21 protein-coding genes are annotated in these 22,930 nt (G+C 44.4%); 13 read left to right on the top strand and 8 right to left on the bottom strand.

Annotation, left to right across the window (positions count from 1 at the left end):
* Positions 1-35 precede the first annotated feature (35 nt).
* On the top strand, positions 36-578 hold the full coding sequence (gene copI / locus OCV50_RS18265; protein ID WP_261905204.1) for a copper-resistant cuproprotein CopI: 543 nt from the start codon (positions 36-38) through the stop codon (positions 576-578).
* A gap of 366 nt (positions 579-944) precedes the next feature.
* On the opposite strand, the gene OCV50_RS18270 is transcribed toward copI, so the two are convergent.
* On the bottom strand, positions 945-1,943 hold the full coding sequence (locus OCV50_RS18270) for an AraC family transcriptional regulator (protein WP_261905205.1): 999 nt from the start codon (positions 1,941-1,943) through the stop codon (positions 945-947).
* 160 nt (positions 1,944-2,103) lie between these two features.
* On the opposite strand from OCV50_RS18270, the gene OCV50_RS18275 reads away from it, so the two are divergent.
* Genes OCV50_RS18275 through OCV50_RS18290 form a run of 4 tightly spaced genes read left to right on the top strand, consistent with a single transcriptional unit; the run spans position 2,104 to position 6,014 of the window.
* Positions 2,104-3,225: an HlyD family secretion protein gene (locus tag OCV50_RS18275; protein ID WP_261905206.1), complete on the top strand. Its 1,122-nt coding sequence runs from the start codon at positions 2,104-2,106 to the stop codon at positions 3,223-3,225.
* Positions 3,215-4,234: a DUF2955 domain-containing protein gene (locus tag OCV50_RS18280; protein WP_261905207.1), complete on the top strand. Its 1,020-nt coding sequence runs from the start codon at positions 3,215-3,217 to the stop codon at positions 4,232-4,234. The genes OCV50_RS18275 and OCV50_RS18280 overlap by 11 nt, the downstream gene beginning before the upstream one ends.
* Positions 4,235-4,256: 22 nt before the next feature.
* Positions 4,257-5,348 carry an AI-2E family transporter gene (locus OCV50_RS18285; protein ID WP_239839764.1) on the top strand — a complete coding sequence of 364 codons (1,092 nt, stop codon included), beginning with the start codon at positions 4,257-4,259 and terminating at the stop codon, positions 5,346-5,348.
* The gene (locus OCV50_RS18290; RefSeq protein ID WP_261905208.1) at positions 5,349-6,014 is read left to right on the top strand and encodes a potassium channel family protein; all 666 of its coding nucleotides are present in this window, start codon (positions 5,349-5,351) and stop codon (positions 6,012-6,014) included.
* A gap of 91 nt (positions 6,015-6,105) precedes the next feature.
* Here OCV50_RS18290 and OCV50_RS18295 read toward each other — a convergent pair whose 3' ends face one another.
* Positions 6,106-6,645, bottom strand: coding sequence for a DUF3332 domain-containing protein (locus OCV50_RS18295; protein ID WP_315974662.1), 540 nt, complete (start codon positions 6,643-6,645; stop codon positions 6,106-6,108).
* A 224-nt stretch (positions 6,646-6,869) separates the two neighbouring features.
* Positions 6,870-7,031, bottom strand: coding sequence for a hypothetical protein (locus tag OCV50_RS18300; RefSeq protein WP_239839767.1), 162 nt, complete (start codon positions 7,029-7,031; stop codon positions 6,870-6,872).
* 229 nt (positions 7,032-7,260) lie between these two features.
* Between OCV50_RS18300 and OCV50_RS18305 the strand changes: the two genes are divergently transcribed.
* A complete protein-coding gene (locus OCV50_RS18305) occupies positions 7,261-7,854 on the top strand; it encodes a hypothetical protein (protein ID WP_261905210.1) in 594 nt (197 codons plus the stop codon).
* Between the two features lie 152 nt (positions 7,855-8,006).
* Here the strand turns inward: OCV50_RS18305 and OCV50_RS18310 are convergent, their stop codons facing one another.
* The 4 genes from OCV50_RS18310 to OCV50_RS18325 all read right to left on the bottom strand — a co-directional run bounded on the left by OCV50_RS18310 (position 8,007) and on the right by OCV50_RS18325 (position 12,316).
* A complete protein-coding gene (locus OCV50_RS18310) occupies positions 8,007-9,767 on the bottom strand; it encodes a sodium:solute symporter family transporter (protein WP_239839769.1) in 1,761 nt (586 codons plus the stop codon).
* 482 nt (positions 9,768-10,249) lie between these two features.
* Entirely contained in the window at positions 10,250-10,876 is a 627-nt protein-coding gene (locus OCV50_RS18315; RefSeq protein ID WP_032552779.1) for a bifunctional 4-hydroxy-2-oxoglutarate aldolase/2-dehydro-3-deoxy-phosphogluconate aldolase, read from the bottom strand.
* Positions 10,877-11,007: 131 nt separating this feature from the next.
* On the bottom strand, positions 11,008-11,946 hold the full coding sequence (locus OCV50_RS18320; protein ID WP_239839770.1) for a 2-dehydro-3-deoxygluconokinase: 939 nt from the start codon (positions 11,944-11,946) through the stop codon (positions 11,008-11,010).
* 34 nt (positions 11,947-11,980) lie between these two features.
* Positions 11,981-12,316 carry a cupin domain-containing protein gene (locus tag OCV50_RS18325; protein WP_239839771.1) on the bottom strand — a complete coding sequence of 112 codons (336 nt, stop codon included), beginning with the start codon at positions 12,314-12,316 and terminating at the stop codon, positions 11,981-11,983.
* A 332-nt stretch (positions 12,317-12,648) separates the two neighbouring features.
* Here OCV50_RS18325 and OCV50_RS18330 point away from each other — a divergent pair, with 332 nt between their 5' ends.
* Positions 12,649-14,832, top strand: a complete 2,184-nt coding sequence (locus tag OCV50_RS18330) for a heparinase II/III domain-containing protein (protein WP_261904169.1) — start codon at positions 12,649-12,651, stop codon at positions 14,830-14,832.
* A 2-nt stretch (positions 14,833-14,834) separates the two neighbouring features.
* The gene (locus OCV50_RS18335; protein ID WP_239839773.1) at positions 14,835-16,985 is read left to right on the top strand and encodes a heparinase II/III domain-containing protein; all 2,151 of its coding nucleotides are present in this window, start codon (positions 14,835-14,837) and stop codon (positions 16,983-16,985) included.
* 254 nt (positions 16,986-17,239) lie between these two features.
* Here the strand turns inward: OCV50_RS18335 and OCV50_RS18340 are convergent, their stop codons facing one another.
* Positions 17,240-17,449, bottom strand: a complete 210-nt coding sequence (locus OCV50_RS18340; protein ID WP_261904170.1) for a hypothetical protein — start codon at positions 17,447-17,449, stop codon at positions 17,240-17,242.
* A 515-nt stretch (positions 17,450-17,964) separates the two neighbouring features.
* Here OCV50_RS18340 and OCV50_RS18345 point away from each other — a divergent pair.
* From OCV50_RS18345 to OCV50_RS18365, 5 genes are all read left to right on the top strand, one after another.
* Positions 17,965-18,771, top strand: a complete 807-nt coding sequence (locus OCV50_RS18345; protein WP_261904171.1) for a fumarylacetoacetate hydrolase family protein — start codon at positions 17,965-17,967, stop codon at positions 18,769-18,771.
* Positions 18,772-19,180: 409 nt separating this feature from the next.
* A complete protein-coding gene (locus OCV50_RS18350; RefSeq protein ID WP_261904172.1) occupies positions 19,181-20,116 on the top strand; it encodes a siderophore ABC transporter substrate-binding protein in 936 nt (311 codons plus the stop codon).
* A gap of 95 nt (positions 20,117-20,211) precedes the next feature.
* Entirely contained in the window at positions 20,212-21,165 is a 954-nt protein-coding gene (locus OCV50_RS18355; protein WP_261904173.1) for an ABC transporter permease, read from the top strand.
* On the top strand, positions 21,158-22,108 hold the full coding sequence (locus OCV50_RS18360) for an iron chelate uptake ABC transporter family permease subunit (protein WP_261904174.1): 951 nt from the start codon (positions 21,158-21,160) through the stop codon (positions 22,106-22,108). Before OCV50_RS18355 ends, OCV50_RS18360 begins: the two co-directional genes overlap by 8 nt.
* Before the next feature lie 12 nt (positions 22,109-22,120).
* Positions 22,121-22,885 (top strand): iron ABC transporter ATP-binding protein, encoded by a 765-nt coding sequence (locus OCV50_RS18365; protein ID WP_261904175.1) that lies wholly within the window; start codon positions 22,121-22,123, stop codon positions 22,883-22,885.
* Positions 22,886-22,930 lie beyond the last annotated feature (45 nt).

A 22,930-nucleotide genomic window follows, 5' to 3' on the forward strand; every position in this document is an offset into this window, starting at 1 on the left:
TGTTCACTTGGGCCTTACTGAGACTAGGAATTATTATGAAAAAGACAATTATCGCTTTGGGCTTAGCTCTGTTTACAACTTCTGCTCTTGCTCAGATGGACCACTCTAAAATGGATCACGGCAAGATGGACCATGGCAGTATGAATCATGGTGAGATGGATCATTCAAATATGGATCACTCCAACATGATGGGAATGCAACGTACCTCAAGTGTCGGTATGCCGGCTAATGGTGCTAAACCCGATAAGGTGATTCACGTTATTCTTAGCGACGATAAAACCATCACCTTCAAGAAAGCTGTTGATATAGAGCCAAATGACGTAGTGCAGTTTGTTGTGATGAATACGGGAGAGCAACCTCATGAGTTCTCAATTGGCAGTAAGGAAGAGCTGCAAAGTCATCGCAAAATGATGTCAGCAATGGCTGGCATGGAGCACGATACCAAGAACTCGATCGTCGTTGAGCCAAAGAAAGCCCGTCAGTTTATGTGGCACTTCCACGGTGATAGTGACGTCGAGTTTGCTTGTAACTTCAAGGGTCACGCTGAAGCTGGGATGACAAAAACGATCAAGCTTTAACTTGATTCGAGTAGAACGTCACTTGATGTTAAATGGATTGGGTCGCCTATAGCGGCCCTTTTTTTGTTTATTTGCATATGGGGCAGGGACAATCGAACGTCATGTCTAAATAAACGGATGGCATAAAATGGTAAGTAAGTAGTTTAGTATCCGGCAATATGGATTCCAGACGACTTTTTAACTATAACTGAGGGCCCTCCATGATTATTCATTTCCGAATTCAAGATGTTGAAGAGCTTGCTGGATCCATCGACCTAGCAAGTTATTTACAACTCGCATTACGAGAGGTTTCTACTCGCCCCTTAAAGCTCTGATTGAAGTGATACGTCGTTTATGGTGCTTTCCAGTATCATGTTATCCATTCTATTAAGAGGATGAGATTGAGCGCTGATAGATTTTAGGTGTGAGTCCAGAGACTCGTTTAAAAGCTCTCGAAAAATGCGAAATATTGGTGTAGCCAAGCTGACTTGAAATGTAGGTGAGAGAGTGGCCTTTCTCCATCAATTCACAGGCTACTGAGTACATTAGATTCTCTTTGATCTTGCGAAAAGAGGTGTTCTCTTGCTTAAGTTTTCGTTGGAAGGTACGCACTGAAAAGTTGAGTAACTGTGCGGCGTCTTCGATCGAAAGATCTTGCTCTTTCATATACGGCTTGAGCAGCTCGTAAACACTATCAGTAAAGCTGGTATGCCACTCAACCAGAGCGGGTTTTGGGCTTAAATCCTTACTAGTGAGTTGAATGGGCAGTTGTAAAATATCATTTGGGATCAGCACTGCCGTCTGCCCTTGCTCAACAAATAGCTGACAATGGCTGGTGGTTATGGTGCTAACCACGTCGCTCTCATAGCCCTGAAGCCGAATCTTCATAGGGTGCCAAGGGCGGTTTGAAAGTATGCTGATGAGTTCAATAATGTAAATGATGGCAAACGCTTCTCCCCATTGGAAACGCGGGGAGTCCTCATCAAGTACTCGCCTGCAAAACCATACTTGGCCGTGTTCTTCAACCAGTGTGATCTGGCTTCCCGGTGAGTCGCTAGAGAAGATTTTACTTATGTTCTGTAGTGCATCTCCGACAGTTTTGTAATCAACAAACTGATGCAAGACATGTGGGATGATGCGACGTCGAAAGGCTAAACCAAGTAGGTCGGTAAATTTAGAGACGCCCAGTTGAACCGAAGTGAGGTAGATAAGGCGTTTTATCGATTCAGAGGGCACAAAATCGCTGTCGGACTGAATCAAATCTGGTGGCAGTCCCGACTCCTCTAGTAGTTGGTGTAAATCTAAGCCGTGTTCAGAGAACATTTGCACCAGAATCTTTGCATAATTCGTTTGAATCACAGGAACTTGGTAACTCGAATCTACCATAACGAAACAATCCTTTGCGTCCAGATGCATTAATTAGACGTACTTATCAATTACAGAATGCCACTTGATAAATCTAACTCTAGTGTCTTGAGTTTTCCACGACAAGGATTATTTTTAAAGTACTAATTTTATTAATGTTACCTAGTTAAACGGGAGTGCTATGTCTGAAGCCAACGAACCAGAGGCGTCTTCAAACGACGAGCCAGTGAGTCAACCAAACAAGAAAGATAAAGTAAGGAAGGTCACTAACTATTTGTTGACCTTTGTGGCTGTGACGCTGGTGTTTAGCATCGTGTCTGACCGACTCATTCCTATCACTGATAATGCGCGTGTCAAAGGTTACATCGTCCCTATTAAACCCGAAGTCTCAGGGAAAGTATTGGATATTCGCGTTCAGCCCAATCAATTAGTTGAGCAAGGTGATGTATTGGCTGTTTTGGATGACTCAGATTATCGAATCGCCGTGGCACAAGCTGAACAAAATCTAGAGATCGCGGGACAGAATGTAGGGGCGCAAACGGCTAACATCGCTTCAGCACAAGCGAGGTTAACCTCAGCAATCGTCGAAAGGCAGAACACCGACCTACAAGCCAAGCGTGTGTTAGCTATGGCGGACAAAGGTGTGGTGTCTAAATCGGATGCAGACAAAGCAAGAGCGGCCTTGGCGACATCAAGAGCCGCAGTAGTGAATGCTGAAGCCGATTTAGAACGTGCTAAACAACAAATGGGTAAAGAGGGCAAAGAGAACAGCCAAGTGAAAGCTGCTTTGTTGGCGTTAGAGCAAGCGCAACTTAACCTAGAGCGCACCGTGATAACCGCACCGACTCAAGGTGGGGTTTCCAACTTCAGTCTTTCTGAGGGATTTTATGCCTCTTCAGGACAACCGATTATGACTTTTGTTTCGACGCAGGATATTTGGGTCGAGGCTTACTACCGAGAGAACAGCTTAGGTAATGTTGCGGTAGGTGATGAAGTAGAAATCGCCCTCGACTTTGCACCGGGTAAAGTCGTCTCAGGGCGAGTCAGCAGTATCGACTGGGGTGTCGATTGGGGACAAAACGATCAGGCGGGCAAGCTTGCTCAAGCTAATCAACAAACAGGATGGTTGCGTCAAACCCAAATGCTGCCCATTACCATTGAGTTTGATCGTGACGAAGTGTCAGGCATGCTGAGAGTTGGCGGTCAAGCAGATGTGATTGTCTATAGTGGGGATAACTTTATCTTCAACTCGATCGGCAAGCTTTGGATTCGATTGATTAGCGTGCTTTCCTATGTCCGATAACGTCATCATAGATGAACAAGCTCAGCGACGGATTCTACGCTTTACAGTAGGCGTGATCCTTGCGGTTTTTCTGGCCGCATGGATCAACTGGCCGCTTGCGTTTGTCGCTCCGGTGTTTACCGCTAAGTTTCTTATTGATAAACCAGAACTACACAAAGAGACGGTGTATGAGTTGCTGCTCGCTCTTCTCGCCACCATGGCCTTGGGGTTAGTGCTTTCTCGGGGGATAACACATTATCCGATCCCATTGCTGGTGTTAGTCGGCTTGGTGATGCTGTGGGGTTACTACTTATTTGTAGACCCCAAATGGAACCTGTTTGCGACGGTTTTATTGATCGCTGTGTTGATGCTGCCGTTCATGGCAATTGATAACCCAGGCGTGTCAGTGATGCTTGCTTCTGGACTAGCGACATCTGGGGTGGTTGCTGTAGCCATTTTTGCTTTGGTGCATATCTATATTCCCGAGCCTAAATCCGACTTTTCTGGCTTTGCTCCCGCGCCGTTGCACAGGAAGCAACGTTGGTATGCGGCATTTAGAGCCATGTTCATCTCGTATCCCGTCGTCTGTTTCTTTTTTATTTTTCAAATTTCAGAAGCATTGTTGACTATGATGTTTATTGCACTTCTGTCTTTGATGATCACGGCTGAAAAATCCGTCAAACTCAGCGCTTTTTTGGTGATCAGTAATGGGATAGGAGGGCTTCTGGCCATCGTTGCGTTCTCTATTTTAGCGATTGTGCCCAACATTGTTTTTTACTCGCTGTTTATTGGGCTGGTGGCGATTTTTATGGCGACAAAAATCTATACCGTGCCAGATAAAGCGCCCGTTTTTGCGACGGCATTCAGCACCTTGTTGGTGTTGATAGGCAGCACTTTGATGAGTTCTGGGGATATCGATAGCAACACTCTGACACGCATTGTTCAATTGGTATTAATTGGTGTTTACATGATTTTGGCTTCGCTGTTTCTTGAAACACGGAATTGGAAGTTCCTACAAAATCAGCCGTAATTTTTATTAACAAGGATGTCTAATGAAGTTAACTGAAGATTTTTCGAAACAAGCGATTGATGCAGCGATAAAGATCGCAGCGGTAGCAATACTTGTCTATTGGTGTTTCTCGATTCTAAAGCCGTTTGTGCTATTGGTGATATGGGGTGCAATCATTGCTACAGCTCTGTATCCCGTGGCTGTGGTGATTTCCAACAAAACGGGCATGTCGAAGGGTAAGGCGAGTGGCCTATTGAGCTTTATTGGTGTTCTGTTGCTGCTAATTCCTCTCATTGCACTGTCGTCGGGCATCTATACCAGTGCCGCAGATTTGGTATCTGGATTGCAAGACGGTACTTTGTCCGTCCCTAAACCTAAATCATCCCTGCAAGATATCCCTTTTGTTGGCGAGAAGATCTACAGCGCTATGGTGTACGCTTCTACAAACATTGAAGGAGCATTTGTAAAGTATGCCGAGGAGATCAAGCAATTTGCGGCTAAAGCAGCCTCGATTCTTGGGTCTTTGGGTGGTGGTTTTGTGCAGTTTATTATCTCAACCATCATCGCTGGCGTTTTCATGAATAACGCTGAGAAATGTCAGATAGGTCTGACTCATTTGGTTGCACGATTAACGGATGGTCGCGGTGAAGAGTTAGTTAAGCTATCCAAAGTGACAGTAAGAAGTGTTGTTCAGGGGGTGATTGGGGTGGCTGTTATCCAATCGGTACTCTCTGCTATTGGTTTAGTTATTGCGGGTGTGCCTGCAGCGGCATTCTGGGCACTAGCTGTGCTTCTGGTCGCCATTATTCAATTGCCTCCAATTCTGGCTTTGCTGCCTGCGATTATCTACATGTTTAGTGTCGAGTCGACCATGGCGGCTGGTCTTTTCTTGGTTTGGTGTCTGCTCGTGAGCGGCAGTGATGCATTCCTTAAACCGGTTCTATTGAGCCGTGGTTCTCACATTCCGATGTTGGTGATTTTGCTCGGCGCTTTAGGTGGTATGGCGATGTCTGGCATCGTCGGTTTGTTTGTTGGTGCTGTGGTATTGAGTTTGACTTATGAGTTACTGATAGTTTGGCTCAACTTAGATCAAGAAACCCCAAAGGATAAAGAAGAACAACAAGAGGCGAACTAAATGAAGTCAGTTTCTAAGGACGATAACTTTTACTTTTTGTTCTTCGCTTTGTTGGTACTGTTCTTTGGTTGTGCCGTAATGCAGCAGTTTTATCCCCAAGGGCAAAAGACCATTTTGTTTCTGATTATCATCACCTTAGCGGTTTCTATCGCCGGGATTCATCAAGAGCGAGCGCTGTATCGCTCTTGGTATGGTCTGCTGTTGTTAACGGCTGGGGTATCAGGCATATTTTCATTTTTTGAAGACTACAATCTTTCAATTGTTACGCTATTAGCGCTGGCCGCGTTTCTGTTCTCCCATATCTATTCTGCACTTAAACAGGTAATGCAGGCGTCGAATGTCACCAAAAATCACATTATCGGTTCAATCTGTATATATCTGCTGATTGGTTTGGCGTGGGCAACAATCTATCTGTTGATCTTGGAGATCTTACCCAATGCGTTTAATGGGCTAGAAGGTCGAGAATGGTTAAGTAATCTGTTTAATGCGATGTACTTTAGCTTTATTACGCTAACCACAGTAGGCTATGGGGATATTTCTCCAGTGCTTCCTGTTGCTCAGTTCTTTGTATTTATGGAATCGATTATTGGTAGCTTCTACTTGGCTATCATGGTGGCAAGTTTAGTGAGCATTCGATTGAATCAAGGGCAGGATAATCAGAGTTAGTTAGAAAGGCGACGATTCCTTCTCTTAACATAGTAAAAAGGCCGGTGAGAGCACCTACGCTCTCAGCGGCCTTCATGTTTTTGAAACTAAGTTATGCCCTACCGTTGTTTAATGCTTCTAGCTCACTGATGGTTGTTTGGGAAACTAATTCGCCATTCATGTAGTAGCTCACGTCTTGACCTTCTTTGATGCCGGTAAGGGTCGCGCTTTCACCTGTGTTGTAGACGATGTCCATTTGAATGGTGTTTTCATCAATCTGAATCATTTCGCCTGTTTCAATCGTGCGATTGTTAGACAGCGGTGCAACAGGCGCCTCTTTTAGGCTTGGATCCAATTCGTCATTTACTTTGAAGTGCGTATCTGTTTTGGTATCAAAGACGTGTGGTGCACCACTGATAGGGTTTTTACCCGTCCAGAATTCAAGAGAGTTGAACACCACGTAGTCGGCAGCAGTAGTGATACCGTAGACTGGAGCAAGTAAGAAGTTCACTCCCGCACGAGCGTAGCGGTTATCTACGACTTCTACGTTGAATTTCATCACTTTCCCTGTGACAGCATTGCTGCCGACACACCCCGTTAGCGCAGAAGCTAAAATAGTGAGTCCTACAATCTTTAGTGCCATCTTTTTCATCTTAGTACCCGTATTTTTTGATAAGTCTGTTTCGTTGGAACAGGTGTAGTATCGGCGATTTGTTTTGATGAGTTTTACCATTTAACGCCACTGGTTGGATAAACTTTCATCGTTTTAGGTTCTACGAGATTGTTAACCTGAATGGTGAAAAACAAAAAAGCGCTACCTTTCATCAGGTAGCGCTTTAAGAAAAATTTTGGTTGGGATGCTCGACGCGTTTTAGTCTATTTCATGACATATCGATAAGCCTTAATGGCGATCCAACGGAAACATTTGAATAAAGTGGCGCAGGCTTTGATAACAAACTGGGCTGTAGATGCGAGTAGCTCACCCGCAACGACAACGCATTTATGTAGGTCGGATTCTTTGTAGTCTGAGTATGTCATGGTGTTCTCTTATTTAGTTGGGAGACTCCTGTCTGCGATACAACCCTTGTGTATGTAATGTACAGATTTTAGCGGTCCAGGATTTACCATTTAGTGCCATGAGTGCCTATTATCTGGTCACTTAAAGAGATATTTGGACTCATAGGGCGGACTCGCTCCAAAAACAAAAGTGATTGATGTTATGCTCCCCAGTCATCGCGTATGAAGTAGAGACACAAAAGGAAAGAGAATGAGTAACCTTACACCTGAGCAAGAGGCGGCTTTGGCGACATTTAAAGAGAACCTGCATTTACCAAATGGTGGTTTTCACACTTTGATCACCGAGCTAGGTAAGGAGTACCAACTTCCTTTTCAAAAAGTCCGTTCTGTCGTTAAGCAAGCGCAAAAGAACGTTGAGCGTCGCATTAAATCTGATTTTGAGACGATTGACGCTGATGCGCTTACTCAAGCGAACTGGATTGCTGCGATTAGAGTAGAGCTCGAAGAGCTAGCTAAAGAGACAGAGTCTGTCATGGACAAGCTCAAGGCCAACCCAAAGTACTTAAATGTCACTGCAGCGATAGAAGGGGCTATTTCAACCGAAGACGAACGTGATGAGTGGATCGAGCAGCTGATTCAAGTCTACGAAAAAGAAGTGCTCAAGCCGCTACTGGCGATGCTGCGTACGACTAAGTTGTATTGGACGCTAATGCTGGTGGACGAAACCTGTAAGATGACGCCAGAGCAGCGCGAGAAGTTTGCGGATTACCCACAGCATATGGAAGCGGCTGAACACCTTTACGAATTAGATAAAAAGCTTAGAGCGAAAGCCCTGACGGAATAGAGCTCTGACCATAAATGTCTTTCTGTTCATGGCATTGAAACTATCGTCATGGCAAAGAAGCTCTCTTCATCGTAAAGGAACTCTAAAAAAACGCCCAAGCATTTCTGCTTGGGTGTTTTGATTTCAAAGGTAATATTTACCTAGGAATAATGCTATTTCATTGCCGCTGGCTCATTGAGCTTTTTTACGCCACCGCGAGAGGCGTTAACCAGTAACACACCTACCGACAATACAATCGAACCACACAGTAGGAATAGGGCACGACCAGTGATGTCATTTGGAATCAGAGCCATTGCTAGGATACCGAAACCTGCAGTACAGATTAACTTACCAAGCATTGAGCGCTGTTTAGTGTCTAGGTTTTGCTGCTCTTGAGACTCTGCCACAACCGGTGTGTTCCAGTTCTCGAATAGCTTCTCAACTTCCGCTTCACGCTCAGGCGTACGACCTTTGTAAACCAATGTTGTAGCTAGGAAGAAGCCACCAGTGAACACCACGTGTGCTGCTAAGCTCAGTGCCACTTTCAAGTCAGACCATTCGCGACCTGTCAGTGCGTGTTCTAGGTTAAACCAGTTTTGAACGTCTTCAGCTTGTAGAGAGATACCGAAGATGTAAGAAACGAAACCACCTACAATCAACGTTGCCCAACCAGCCCAGTCTGGAGTCTTACGAACCCACATACCTAGAAGTACAGGGATAAGCATAGGGAAGCCAATCAATGCACCCACGTTGAGTACGATATCGAACAGGCTTAGGTGACGCAGTGAGTTGATGAACAAGCCAATACCAATGATGATGAAGCCCATCATTACGGTTGTTGCTTTACTTACTACAACCAACTCTTTTTGTGTCGCTTGTGGGCGAACGATAGGGCTGTAGAAGTTCATTACAAAGATACCAGCATTACGGTTTAGGCCAGAGTCCATAGAAGACATGGTTGCCGCGAACATTGCAGACATAAGAAGACCAACCATACCTGCTGGCATTACGTTTTGTACGAATGCTAGGTAAGCGGCGTCTGCTCCCACTGAACCGTATTGCTCAGCGAAGTCAGGCATGAATGCACTTACGTACCAAGCAGGTAAGAACCAAATTAGTGGGCCAACAATCATTAGTACACATGCAAGGCCAGCTGCTTTACGTGCGTTTTCGCTGTCTTTTGCACATAGGTAACGGTAAGCGTTGATGCTGTTGTTCATTACACCAAACTGCTTGATGAAGATGAACACAACCCAAAGGATGAAGATGCTCATGTAGTTCAGGTTGTTACCAACCATGAAGTCGCCATCAAAGTTTGCAACAATATTACTTAGGCCACCACCGTGGAAGTAAGCCGCTACCGCACAGGTAATCGTTACTGCCATGATAACAAGCATCTGCATGAAGTCAGAGGCTACAACCGCCCAAGAACCGCCGGTTACTGCCATTAGCATCAATACAAGGCCGGTTACAACAATCGTTGCTTCCATTGGGATGTTGAATACAGCGGCAACAAAGATTGCGAGGCCGTTCAACCAGATACCTGCTGAAATCAAGCTGTCAGGCATACCAGCCCAAGTGAAGAACTGCTCTGAAGTTTTACCAAAACGCTGACGAATTGCTTCGATTGCGGTAACTACGCGAAGCTGACGGAATTTTGGAGCAAAATAGATGTAGTTCATGAAGTAGCCAAATGCATTGGCTAAGAATAGGATTACAACGACGAAACCGTCGCTGAACGCGCGTCCTGCGGCACCTGTAAACGTCCATGCTGAAAACTGTGTCATGAAGGCGGTTGCACCAACCATCCACCACAACATTTTGCCGCCCCCTCTAAAGTAATCACTTGTTGAAGTTGTGAACTTACGGAACATCCAACCAATGGCTACAAGAAAGAAGAAGTAGGCAAGAACAACAAGAGTATCAATAGTCATTTTTTCAGCCTTTTAAGTGTGATCATTAACTGACTCCTAGATTACTCTTTTATGATTATATTTGTACTACAATATGCTTTTATTGTGATCCAAACCAAGAGCTTTTCTATATATGAAAATTCTGACAAAGCTATGACATACAGGGCTTTCAAGCATTTTTGTAAAATTCAAGTTACGATAATGACCTCTTTAAAATGTAACTATTTGTAATACTATTGAGTTCTTTTTAAATCAGTGAGTTAGCTGTAAAGGCGCTGGTTTTAACCTTTGGGTGCCATAACCCTAATCGATTAGTGGATGCTGTTTAACTTCTCAAGAGTGATAAGTATAGTTCGTTCTGAAGCGTTACTGCGCGTCAGCGGTTTAGGCTAATTGTATTGATATCATCATACTATTAGTATGCAAAATTCGTGTTAGCACCATCCTAAACGAAAAAAGCGAGCCAATAGGCTCGCTTTGAACATAATCTGTCGTCAGATAAATTATTTTGCGACGTGATTCACTGCATCACGTACTAGAGCACCTAACTCGTCCCACTTACCTTCGTCGATAAGTTTTGTTGGAACCATCCAAGTACCGCCACACGCCAGAACTGAAGGAATAGATAGGTATTCATCAACGTTCTTCAAGCTAACGCCACCAGTTGGCATGAATTTCACTGGGTAAACGGCTGTCAATGCTTTTAGCATGCTTGTACCGCCTGAAGGTTCAGCAGGGAAGAACTTCAGTGTGCGTAGGCCCATTTCCATTGCTTGCTCAACTAGGCTTGGGTTGTTTACACCAGGAACGATAGCAACACCTTTATCGATACAGTATTGAACGGTGCGTGGGTTAAAGCCAGGGCTCACGATGAAGTCCACGCCCGCTTCGATAGATGCGTCAACTTGCTCGTTAGTCAGTACCGTACCAGAGCCGATCAGCATGTCTGGGAACTCTTTGCGCATGATGCGAATCGCTTCGATTGCACATTCAGTACGTAGCGTGATTTCAGCACACGGCATGCCGTTTTCAACAAGTGCTTTACCTAGAGGGATAGCGTCTTCAGCACGGTTGATAGCGATTACAGGGATAACTTTCAGGTTAGCAAGTTGTTCATTTAATGTCGTCATGGATAATATCTCACGTCAAAATTGGCCGATAATCACTGAATTATCAGCATTTTAAAATCTATTGGTACGTCTCTTTCACTATTCTAATTGAGAATAGCATGACGCTAGATCTGCGTCATGCTTGCATCAAATTAAGAAGACAGAGACAGTGTAGGCATTGCTTCTTTAGGAATAATCGCACCTTGGTGCTGAATCACCGCACCAGCAACGCAGTGACCTGCAAATGCTGCATCACGAGCATTACCACCACAGAAACGTTTTGCTAGGAAGCCAGCACTGAATGAATCGCCCGCCGCAGTGGTATCGATAACGTTATCCACTGGGTTTGGTGCAACATAATGCGCTGCATCGGCTTCAACGACGAGGCAGTCTTTGCTACCGCGTTTAATGATGATCTCTTTAACACCACTCTTTGTGGTGCGTTCAATACACTGCTCAATGCAAGTGTCACCGTAAAGCTCTTGTTCGTCATCGAACGTTAGCAATGCAATGTCTGTAAACTTAAGCATCTTCATGTACCAAGACTGCGCTTCTTGTTGGCTATTCCAAAGCTTAGGGCGGTAATTATTATCAAAAATCACTTGGCCATTTTGCTTTTTGTATTCTTCTAGGAAAGTCAGAAGTGCTGAACGGCCTTTTTCTGTAAGAATCGCCAGTGTAATACCGCTCAAGTAAAGCGCATCGTATGAAAATAGCTTGTCTAAAAGCGAAGATGCATCATCGCCATCAAGTAGGTATTTCGCCGCAGCGTCATTACGCCAGTAGTGGAAGCTACGCTCACCCGTTTCATCGGTTTCGATGTAGTAAAGGCCAGGCTGCTTTTCGTCAATCTGTTTTACTAGGCTAGTGTCGATGCCTTCCGCGTTCCACTTCTCAAGCATGTCTAGGCTAAATGGGTCATTACCCAGCGCCGTTACATAGCTGGTTTTGATATTTTGCTCTTGGGTTAAGCGAGATAGGTACAAAGCCGTGTTTAGTGTATCACCACCAAATGTTTGCTTAAGCCCATCATCTTTTTTCTGTAGCTCAACCATACATTCGCCAATGACCGCGATATTAAATGATTTCATGTGCTTACCTTAGCAACTGAGGTTGCGCTATAAATTATTTTAGGAAATCTTCGCGAGCAGGGTTGAAGATATCAAGAAGAATGCTGTCTTGCTCTAGAGCAACGGCACCGTGCATCATGTGTTTGCGAGCAAAGTATGCATCACCTTCTTTAAGTACTTTCTTCTCACCTTCGATTTCAGCTTCAAAACTACCGCGAACGACATAACCGATTTGGTCATGAATTTCGTGTGTATGAGGGTGACCAATTGCGCCTTTGTCAAAAGATAGGTGTACAGCCATTAGATCGTCTGTGTATGCCACGATCTTACGCTTGATGCCGTCGCCCAGATCTTCCCATGGTTGTTCGTTATTGATAAAGAATGCGTTCATTGTGTCTCTCCAAAGCGTATAAATTTTTTATATGTTCATTAAGTTGTCTTCATCATAAGGGATTAGGCTTAATTATAATACAATATATCCAGAAATGTGTGATATTGATCAAGTGCTACTTTTTATATCTCTGTAAAATCAATGACTTAACATAACTCTGATAATTGTTATTGGCTTTTTAGATCAAAGGTTTAGCGAGATTTATGTGATTCTGCTCATCATTTAGCGATGAATAGGTAGGATTAAACCTCATATTGTATTACTTTATATGAAGTTTAAGAAATAGATTGAAATTCAAATACAGAAACTCTTCATCGAGGGTGATAAAGAACATGACTACACAACCAATACTACTAACGGACGCGGAAATTGAAGCACTTCATTTAGAAGTTGGCCGTTCAAGTCTAATGGGTAAGACGATTGCAGCGAATCAAAAAGAGCTGGAAGCCTTCATGCGCCTACCTATTGACGTGCCTGGGCATGGCGAAGCGGGTGGTTACGAGCACAACCGTCATAAACAAAACTACACATACATGAACCTAGCTGGTCGTTTGTTCCTTATCACTAAAGAGCAGAAGTACGCTGATTTTGTTACTGAACTACTGGAAGTTTACGCAGACAAGTATCTAACGTTTGATTTCCATGTTCAGAAGAACACTAACCCAACGGGTCGTCTTTTCCACCAGATTCTAAACGAACATTGCTGGTTAATGTTTACTAGCTTGGCGTATTCGTGCGTTAAGTCTACTTTGACGCAAGAACAACGTGACAACATTGAGTCTCGTATCTTCGAACCTATGTTAGAGATGTTCACGGTGAAGTACGCACACGACTTCGACCGCATCCATAACCACGGTATCTGGGCTGTAGCGGCAGTTGGTATTTGTGGCCTAGCATTAGGTAAGCGTGAATACCTAGAGATGTCTGTATACGGTCTTGATCGTAACGACACAGGTGGTTTCTTAGCACAAATTTCTCAACTGTTCGCGCCTTCTGGCTACTACATGGAAGGTCCTTACTATCACCGTTATGCGATTCGCCCTACGTGTGTTTTCGCTGAGGTGATCCATCGCCATATGCCAGAAGTCGACATCTACAACTACAAAGGCGGCGTGATTGGCAACACAGTACAAGCAATGCTTTCAACGGCTTACCCTAATGGTGAATTCCCAGCACTGAACGATGCGTCTCGCACTATGGGCATCACGGACATGGGCGTACAAGTTGCTGTTAGCGTTTACAGCAAACACTACGCAGTGGATGGTAAGGTTGATGAAAACATCCTAGGTATGGCGAAGATTCAAGATGCAGTATGGATGCATGGCTGTGGTCTAGAACTTTCTAAAGCATACGAAGCGGCAAGCGCTGAAAAAGAAATCGGCATGCCTTTCTGGCCAAGTGTTGAGTTGAACGAAGGTCCAGAAGGTCACAACGGTGCGCAAGGCTTCATCCGTATGCAAGACAGCAAAGGCGATGTGTCTCAGCTGGTGATGAACTACGGTCAACACGGTATGGGTCACGGCAACTTCGATACGCTCGGTATTACCTTTTTCAACCGTGGTCAAGAAGTGCTACGTGAATACGGATTCTGTCGTTGGGTGAACGTTGAGCCAAAATTCGGTGGTCGTTACCTAGACGAAAACAAGTCTTACGCACGCCAGACTATCGCGCACAACGCGGTAACAATTGATGAGAAATGTCAGAACAACTTTGATGTTGAGCGCGCAGACTCTGTTCACGGCTTACCTCACTTCTTCAAAGTAGAAGACCAAAAAATTAATGGTATGAGTGCGTTCGCGAACGACCATTACGAAGGTTTTGACATGCAACGCAGTGTGTTCATGCTAAACCTTGAAGGTCTGGAATCTCCGCTACTATTAGATCTGTATCGCTTAGATTCAGAAGATGGCGAGCACCAATATGACTACTCTCATCAATACGAAGGTCAGATTGTTCGCACTAATTTCGATTACCAAACACACAAAGAGCTCCACACGCTAGGCGGCGACTTCGGTTACCAACACCTATGGAATGTCGCAAGTGGTGAAGCGAACGAGACTGCGCTAGTGAGTTGGCTACAAAACAACACCTACTACACATGGCTAGGTACAAGCTCGAACGATAACGGTGAAGTTATCTTTACTCGCTCTGGTGCGAATGACCCAAGCTTCAACCTACGTTCAGAGCCAGCGTTTATTCTGCGTAGCAAAGGTGAAACAACGCTGTTTGCTTCAGTTCTAGAGACGCACGGTTACTTCAACGAAGAGTTTGAGCAGTCAGTGAACGCTCGTGGCCAAGTACAAGACATCAAAGTACTGGCGCACAACAACATCGGTTCTGTTGTTGAAATTGAAACGAATACCTCTCGTGTCACAGTGATGATCAGCAACCAACTGGGTGCAACTGACACTACTGAACACAAAGTCGAATTAAATGGCAAAACGTACAGCTGGACAGGTTTCTACTCGCTAGAAGAGAACCTAATTGACTCAACTTCAGCTGGTCAGGAGAAATAAGAATGAGCTATCAACCACTTTTACTGAACTTTGAAGAAGCGGCAGAGCTTCGTAAAGAACTTGGCAAGGATAGCCTATTAGGAAAAGCACTTACTCGCGACATCAACCAAACTGACGCTTACATGGCAGAAGTGGGTATTGAAGTTCCGGGACACGGCGAGGGCGGCGGTTACGAACATAACCGTCACAAGCAAAACTACATCCATATGGACCTTGCGGGTCGTCTATTCCTTATCACAGAAGAGACAAAATACCGTGACTACATCGTGGATATGCTAACAGCTTACGCGAAGGTGTACCCATCGCTAGAGAGCAACACTAGCCGTGACTCAAACCCACCGGGTAAGATCTTCCACCAAACATTGAATGAAAACATGTGGATGCTGTACGCGTCATGCGCATACAGCTGTGTTTACCACACGATTTCTGAAGATGAAAAAACGCTGATTGAAAACGACCTATTCAAGCAGATGATCGAGCTGTTCGTTGTGACATACGGCCATGACTTCGACATCGTACACAACCACGGTCTTTGGGCAGTAGCAGCGGTAGGTATTTGTGGCTATGCAATCAACGATCAAGAATCGGTAGATAAGGCACTTTACGGCCTTAAGCTAGACAAAGTGAGCGGCGGTTTCCTAGCTCAGCTAGACCAACTGTTCTCGCCAGACGGTTACTACATGGAAGGCCCTTACTACCACCGTTTTTCACTGCGTCCAATCTACCTGTTCGCAGAGGCAATCGAGCGTCGTCAACCTGAGCTTGGTATTTACGAATTCAACGATTCAGTTATCAAGACAACGTCTTACGCGGTATTTAAGACAGCATTCCCAGACGGTACGCTACCTGCACTGAACGATTCATCGAAGACAATTTCTATCAACGATGAAGGTGTGATCATGGCAACGTCTGTGTGTTACCACCGCTATGAGCAGACTGAAACTCTGCTTGGCATGGCTGATCACCAACAAGATGTATGGGTTCATATCTCAGGTAAAACACTATCAAACGCGGTTGAAGCGGCTGACGACATCAAGCCATTCAACTGGGGTAGCCTGTTCGTGACGGATGGCCCTGAAGGTGAGAAAGGCGGCGTGAGCATTCTTCGTCACCGTGATGAGCAAGACGACGACACAATGGCTCTGATTTGGTTTGGTCAGCACGGCTCGGATCACCAGTACCACTCTGCACTTGACCACGGCCACTACGATGGTCTGCACCTAAGCGTGTTCAACCGCGGTCACGAAGTACTGCACGATTACGGCTTCGGTCGCTGGGTAAACGTTGAGCCTAAATTTGGCGGTCGTTACATCCCAGAGAACAAGTCTTACTGTAAGCAGACTGTGGCGCATAACACAGTAACGGTTGACCAAAAAACTCAAAACAACTTCGACACAGCACTGGCTGAGTCTAAGTTTGGTCAGAAGCACTTCTTTGTGGCAGACGACCAGTCTCTGCAAGGCATGAGCGGTACAATCTCTGAGTACTACACAGGTGTAGATATGCAGCGCAGCGTCATTCTTGCTGAGCTTCCTGAGTTTGAAAAACCACTAGTGATTGATGTGTACCGCATTGAAGCTGATGCTGAGCACCAATACGACCTACCAGTTCACCACTCTGGTCAAATCATTCGTACTGATTTTGATTACAGTATTGAAAAAACGCTGAAACCACTTGGCGAAGACAACGGTTACCAACACCTATGGAACGTTGCTTCAGGTAAAGTGAACGGTAGCTCTTTGGTTAGCTGGTTGCACGACAGCAGCTACTACAGCTTAGTAACAAGCGCTAATGAAGGCAGTGAAGTGATTTTTGCGCGTACTGGTGCGAACGATCCAGACTTCAACCTGAAGAGCGAACCAGCACTTATCTTGCGTCAATCTGGTCAAAACCACGTGTTCGCTTCTGTATTAGAAACGCACGGTTACTTTAACGAGTCTATCGAAGCCTCTGTAGGCGCTCGTGGGCTTGTAGAATCTGTGTCTGTTGTGGGCCATAACAGTGTCGGGACTGTTGTTCGCATTCAGACCACCTCTGGCAACACTTACCACTACGGTATCTCTAACCAAGCTGAAGATGTTCAGCAAGCGACTCACACCGTTGAGTTCGCAGGTGAGACTTACTCATGGGAAGGTGCATTCGCGAAGCTGTAATTTTTCAGAAAGCGAGTGAGGTTCTAAACGGGTGTCTTCGGATGCCCGTTTTTTTATTCCAAGTTTTGTGAATGTGATGGAATGTTGGAATAGCTCTTTAATTAAAGAGAGTAGGCGATATGTATTGAGAGTATTTGGAATAACAACCTAGTTAGCGGTAAGCCGCGATGTGAAATGCAAATGACTAGGTCTGTCTTGGTGTTGCTGCTACGAGTGAAACGTGGCGATGTTTCTAGTGGAGGAGCGATTTGGCTCTAGAGGATTGTGAAATGTCCTAGCTTCTGTCCACTGCTCGAGATAATGGTCCCGATACTCTCTCTTTCATCAAATTCGAAGTCGATGAGATAACTTGTGTGTTGCAGCCTCGGTAAGATGTGGCGATGCAAAATGTCACTGTTTAATTGTCGTATCTCGGTGACCCAAGAGATGTTTTCTTTTAATAAGTCTATTTTGATTTTGAGCATTTATGGCCTTTAAATTTATTGAGCGATTTCTCGCGAGTCAGTTGGTACCAATGGATTTGTCGTGTTGTTCTTCTAGACATAATGTGCCTCGTGTTTATTACAATAATATTGAGATTAACCAGATAGTTTTACGGCGATCAGTGGATCAGTTGTGCGAAACCAAATGGGATGTTTGGACAAAAAATGACGCTATTGAATGACTATCGAAGTAAAGCTGACGCAGAGATGGTGTAACGATGTATCGTGAACTGTCTTTGTGGGAACTTGGACTGGGATGTTGCATTAACAGCTCATGTTTTGAGCCAGATGGCGTAATATACGCCTCGTTTTTTATATTTCAAGCATTATTTCGAACATTTTCAAAATAAATACTGCGATTTTTCCTATGTAAATACGTTGAGTGCATGTTTCGCATAAATATTATTTGTTCTTCACAGAAAAGTCGCCAGTAATTTCTATACTGATCATTAGGTTATAGATAAATCTAATTCGTATGAGTGATTAAGGATTATTGAATGAAGTGGATTGGTGCTTTGCTAGCCGCAAGCTGTTCTTGCAGTGTGTGGGCTAATGTTGAACAGTTTGTACGTTATCAATATCAGGATCAAGTGAGTTACGGCCTACTAAAAGGGGATACGATCACTCCGGTAAAAGGGGATCTTTTCGCGGAACACAGTTTATCTGATAAATCTGTTGCGCTTGCTGATGTTGAAGTATTGCTTCCGACAAAACCTGAGAAAGTGTTCGCAGTGGGTATGAATTTTCGCAGTCACGCGGCTTCTCATCCTGATCTTCCTCCTCCTATGTTTCTCAAACTTCCGTCTTCTCTGATCCTTTCAGGGCAACCCATTCATGCGCCATTTGATGCGCGTAACGTGCACTATGAAGGAGAGTTAGTGTTGGTGATTGGTAAGACGCTGCACAAAGCGGATCAAGAAGAGGCAGAAGCTGGGATATTTGGCGTGACGGTTGGTAACGACCTTACAGAGCGTTCATGGCAGGGCAGTGACCTTCAATGGCTTAGAGCGAAAGCGTCTGATGGTTTTGGACCCATCGCCAAAACCATATCACGTGGGGTTGATTACAATAATGTTGAATTGACCACCAAGCTCAATGGAACGGTTGTCCAACAAGAAAACACGACCTTTATGATTCATAGTCCTAAGAAAGTGGTGAGTTATCTCAGCCATTATTTCACTCTGAAACCGGGTGATTTGATCTTTATGGGGACGCCGGGTAAGACTAAGGCGCTTAAAGATGGCGATATGGTGTCTGTCAGTATTAAAGGCGTAGGAGAAGTCTCTAATACGATCTATTTTTAGCATTATACAATCAATTAGTTAGATTGAATTTACATTGTAAACCGCACTGCGGGTTCCCCACCTAGCTTATTCGGATTTTATCTATTGTTCAGCGAAATGAGACCTAAATAATTTGGGTTTTGTTTCGCTTATTTCTTTTCTCGAAAGTTGCCCTGCTCAAGCAAAAGTATGATCACGCGGGCATTATTCTCTTTTGTAATACTCATATTTACATTTCTAAATGACAAAGTTGTTGTAGGGCATATTTTGCGAGAATATAATTGATAATAATTCTCAGTTGCGTTACAAATTTGTTGTCAAGTTAATGACATACTTTAACTAATCGTTATCTCGCAGTTGTACGGTGAATTACACGACCATCCTTTTCGTGTGTTTGATAAATAGCCGTCATAACAGCAAAGGAATAAAAATGAACAAAATACTTAACTCAGCTCGTAAGCTGGTGACTGGCTTAACTCTGGTTTTGGCGTCGTCTGTACTGATGACAGCTCACGCAAAAACAGTGACGGTAGAACACATTAAAGGCACTACAGAAGTCTCTGGTGTACCTCAGCGTGTTGTTGTTCTTGGTCACGGTAGCTTAGATGTATTAGATCAAATCGGTGTCGCTCCGGTGGGTGCTTCACATTCACTATTGCCAGATTATTTACAGTCTTACCTAAAAACGACCAAGAATACGGGCTCTCTAAGTGAACCTGACTTCGAAGCGATCTACATGCTCAAGCCGGACCTGATCATTGCAGAAAATCGCATGCTTAAGGTGTACGAGCAACTCGCTCAAATTGCTCCAACCGTTATGTTCTATGTCGAGGGTGACAAATACTGGGCAGATACGCAGAAAAACTGGCGTACAATGGGTGAGATTTTTGAAAAGCAATCTCAAGTTGAAGCTCTGATTGAAAAGACTCAACAGCAGATTTCGGCAGTCAATGCGAAGGTCACTCAAGATGAAACAACGGCAATGATGCTCATGAACAACGGTAGCAATATTGCGATGTTCAACAAAGGCAGCCGTTTCTCTATTATTTTTGATGACTTTGGATTTGTTGAATCTAAGAGTGCGAAAGTAGCGCCGATCAAAGGCAGCCACGGTAACCTTATCTCTTTTGAATACATCGCTGATGCGAAACCAGAAGTCATTTACGTACTTGACCGCGAGCAGGCGATTGGCCGATCTGAAGGTCGCGCTAAGCAATTGTTCGACAATGCATTAGTGGCAGAAACTCCAGCCGCTAAGCTAGATAACATTGTGTTTATCGATTCTAGTGCGTGGTACTTGGCAGGTGGTGGTGTAACAGCAACTCAACGTATGCTGAATGACATCGACCGTACAGTTAAGCAATAAGTCTCCACTTAATTATCGGGCTTATAAGTGTTTTGCTTATAAGCCCTTTTGAATTTTATACCGGTTAACCCCAACCCTCCTTAGTATTACTTTTTATGTTTAAACCCATTGTTGCCGCCGTCTTTCTCGTCGTGCTGTGCGTAGCTTCTTTGATGATCGGTGTTGCTGATATCAGCTTCAGTGATTTTTTTAGCGGAAGTGACCACGCCAACTCTATTTATGTTGTAAGCCGAATTCCTCGATTACTCGCTATTGTTCTTGCTGGCGCGGGGTTGAGTGTATCAGGGTTAATCATGCAGCAAATTGTACAGAACAAGTTTGCTGCGCCATCGACGATGGGCACCATTGATTGTGCAATGCTTGGCTATATTGTTGGTTTGGTTCTGTTAGGCAGCGCTGCGCAATGGCATTACTTGGGGTTCATTTTTACGTTCGCTGTGTTGGGTACCATGCTGTTGGTGCGCTTCCTACAGCATTTGAAGTTTAAGAATGCGGTATTAGTGCCTTTGATTGGCATCATGTATGGCAATGTTGTTTCTTCTCTCACCACTTTCATTGCTTATAAGTACGACTTAGTTCAAACGATGTCGGCGTGGACGATGGCGAACTTTGCAAGTGTTCTACAAGGTAGCTATGAGATTCTTTATCTAGCCGTACCTGCTTGTATCTTGGCATACATTTTTGCTAGCCAGTTTAGTGCGGCGAGCATTGGTGAGAGCTTTGCTCGCAATATCGGTTTGAACTACCAGAAAATCGTCTTTATCGGTGTCGCGCTGGTGGCGGTGTGTGCTTCATCGGTAGTGATGATCGTGGGGGTTATTCCCTTTCTTGGTTTGATTGTGCCAAACATTGTCTCGTTGATAATGGGGGACAATATGAAGAAGATCCTACCTTGGACGGCGTACTGGGGCGTGATCTTGGTATTGGCGTGTGACCTGCTCGCTAGGGTGATTATTTTCCCTTATGAAATTCCGATCTCTATGGTTATTAGTGTCTTCGGTGGTTTGATTTTCATTTTCCTAATCCTGAGAGACAAGTCCAATGCGTGATTCCATTAAAATGGCGCTATTAGCCGTTGTCTGTATTGTCATGATCGCTGTGTTTATTGGGCAGGGGGTAACATGGGACAACTACGAGTTTTTCCTAAAGTTGCGTACACCGAAAATGTTGTCAATCGTATTGGCCGCGATTGCTATTTCGACATCATCTTTGGTTTTCCAAACGATTACCAACAACCGCATTCTGACACCTTCGATTTTGGGTTTTGATAACCTGTACATGTTAGTTCAAGTCTCACTGCTGTTTGTATTTGGTAGCCTTAGCTTTTGGGTGGTCGATGCCGTCGCGAACTTTACACTTTCCGTGTGCATCATGGTGCTCTTCTCATTCGGTTTGTTCCATTTCTACTTCAAGAGTAAACGCAACAATGTGTTCACGCTGCTCCTCATCGGTATTGTTTGTGGCAGCGTTTTCGGTAGCTTGTCGAATTTTCTAGCGATGACCATCGATCCGAATGAGTTTGCGGTGTTGCAGAACGTGATGTTTGCAAGCTTCAACAATGTTAAAGGGGAACTGGTTTACCTAAGTGCTATTCCGCTTGGCTTATGTTTGTTTGCTTTGTGGTGGATGGCTCCGAAGCTTGATGTGTTATGGCTGGGTGTCGACAATGCAACCAGTTTGGGAGTGAATACCAAACGTCTAACACAGGGCATCTTGGTTATTGTGTCGATTATGGTGGCGGTCTCTACGGCGCTAGTCGGCCCTGTACTGTTTTTTGGATTGATTACCGTCAGTTTGGCTCGTCAGATGTTTAAATCCTATCAACATCGAGTGCTGATTGTTGCGAGCAGCTTGCTTGCAGTCGCGTTGCTGGTTTCTGGACAATGGTTCGTCGAAAAAGTGATGAGTTTTGAAACCACGGTGAGCGTCATCATCAACCTAGTGGGTGGTTTGTATTTTATGTTCTTGTTGTTACGCACCAGAATTCAATAAAGGTAGTGAGAAGTGATTAAGTTAACAGGTTTAAGTAAGAAGTATGGCAAGACAACCGTTGTTGATGACGCCAGTGCACTGTTTCCAAAAGGAGAGGTGACTTCTATTATTGGCCCGAACGGTGCGGGGAAAAGTACGCTACTTTCTATGGCGAGTCGTCTTACAGACAGTGATGCCGGCGAAGTCCTAATTGGCGATAAACTCCTTGCTGAATGGGACACCAAAGAGCTTGCAAAGCATCTTGCTGTATTAAGACAGTCGAACAACATCAATATGCGCTTTACTGTGCGCGAACTTGTCTGCTTTGGGCGTTTCCCTCATTCACAAGGCAGAATGCAAGATAATGACCATAAGGTGGTGGACACGGCTCTAGAACATTTGGGTATTACCGATATCCAAGATAAGTATCTCGACCAATTGAGTGGTGGTCAGCGTCAGATGGCGTTTATCGCTATGGTAGTGGCGCAAGATACTGACTATGTCTTCTTAGATGAGCCGCTGAACAATCTTGATATCAAGCACTCCGTTGAGATTATGCAGACTCTGCGCCGTTTAGCGCATGAGTTTAATAAAGCGGTAGTGATTGTTATCCATGACATTAACTTTGCTTCGAGCTACTCGGATAACATTGTCGCAATGAAACGTGGGCAGGTGATAAAAGCGGGCAAAGTAAGCGAAGTTGTCGACAAGGAAATTATGGAGTCTATCTATGAGATTCCATTTGAGATCCGCGAATTTGATGGTGTGAAGATCTGTATGTATTACTCAGGCCGATAACGCCAGCGATTAAAAGATTCAAAAAACGAGGTAGAGCGCCAGTGT

Source organism: Vibrio fortis (assembly GCF_024347475.1).
Taxonomy (GTDB): Bacteria; Pseudomonadota; Gammaproteobacteria; order Enterobacterales; family Vibrionaceae; genus Vibrio; species Vibrio fortis.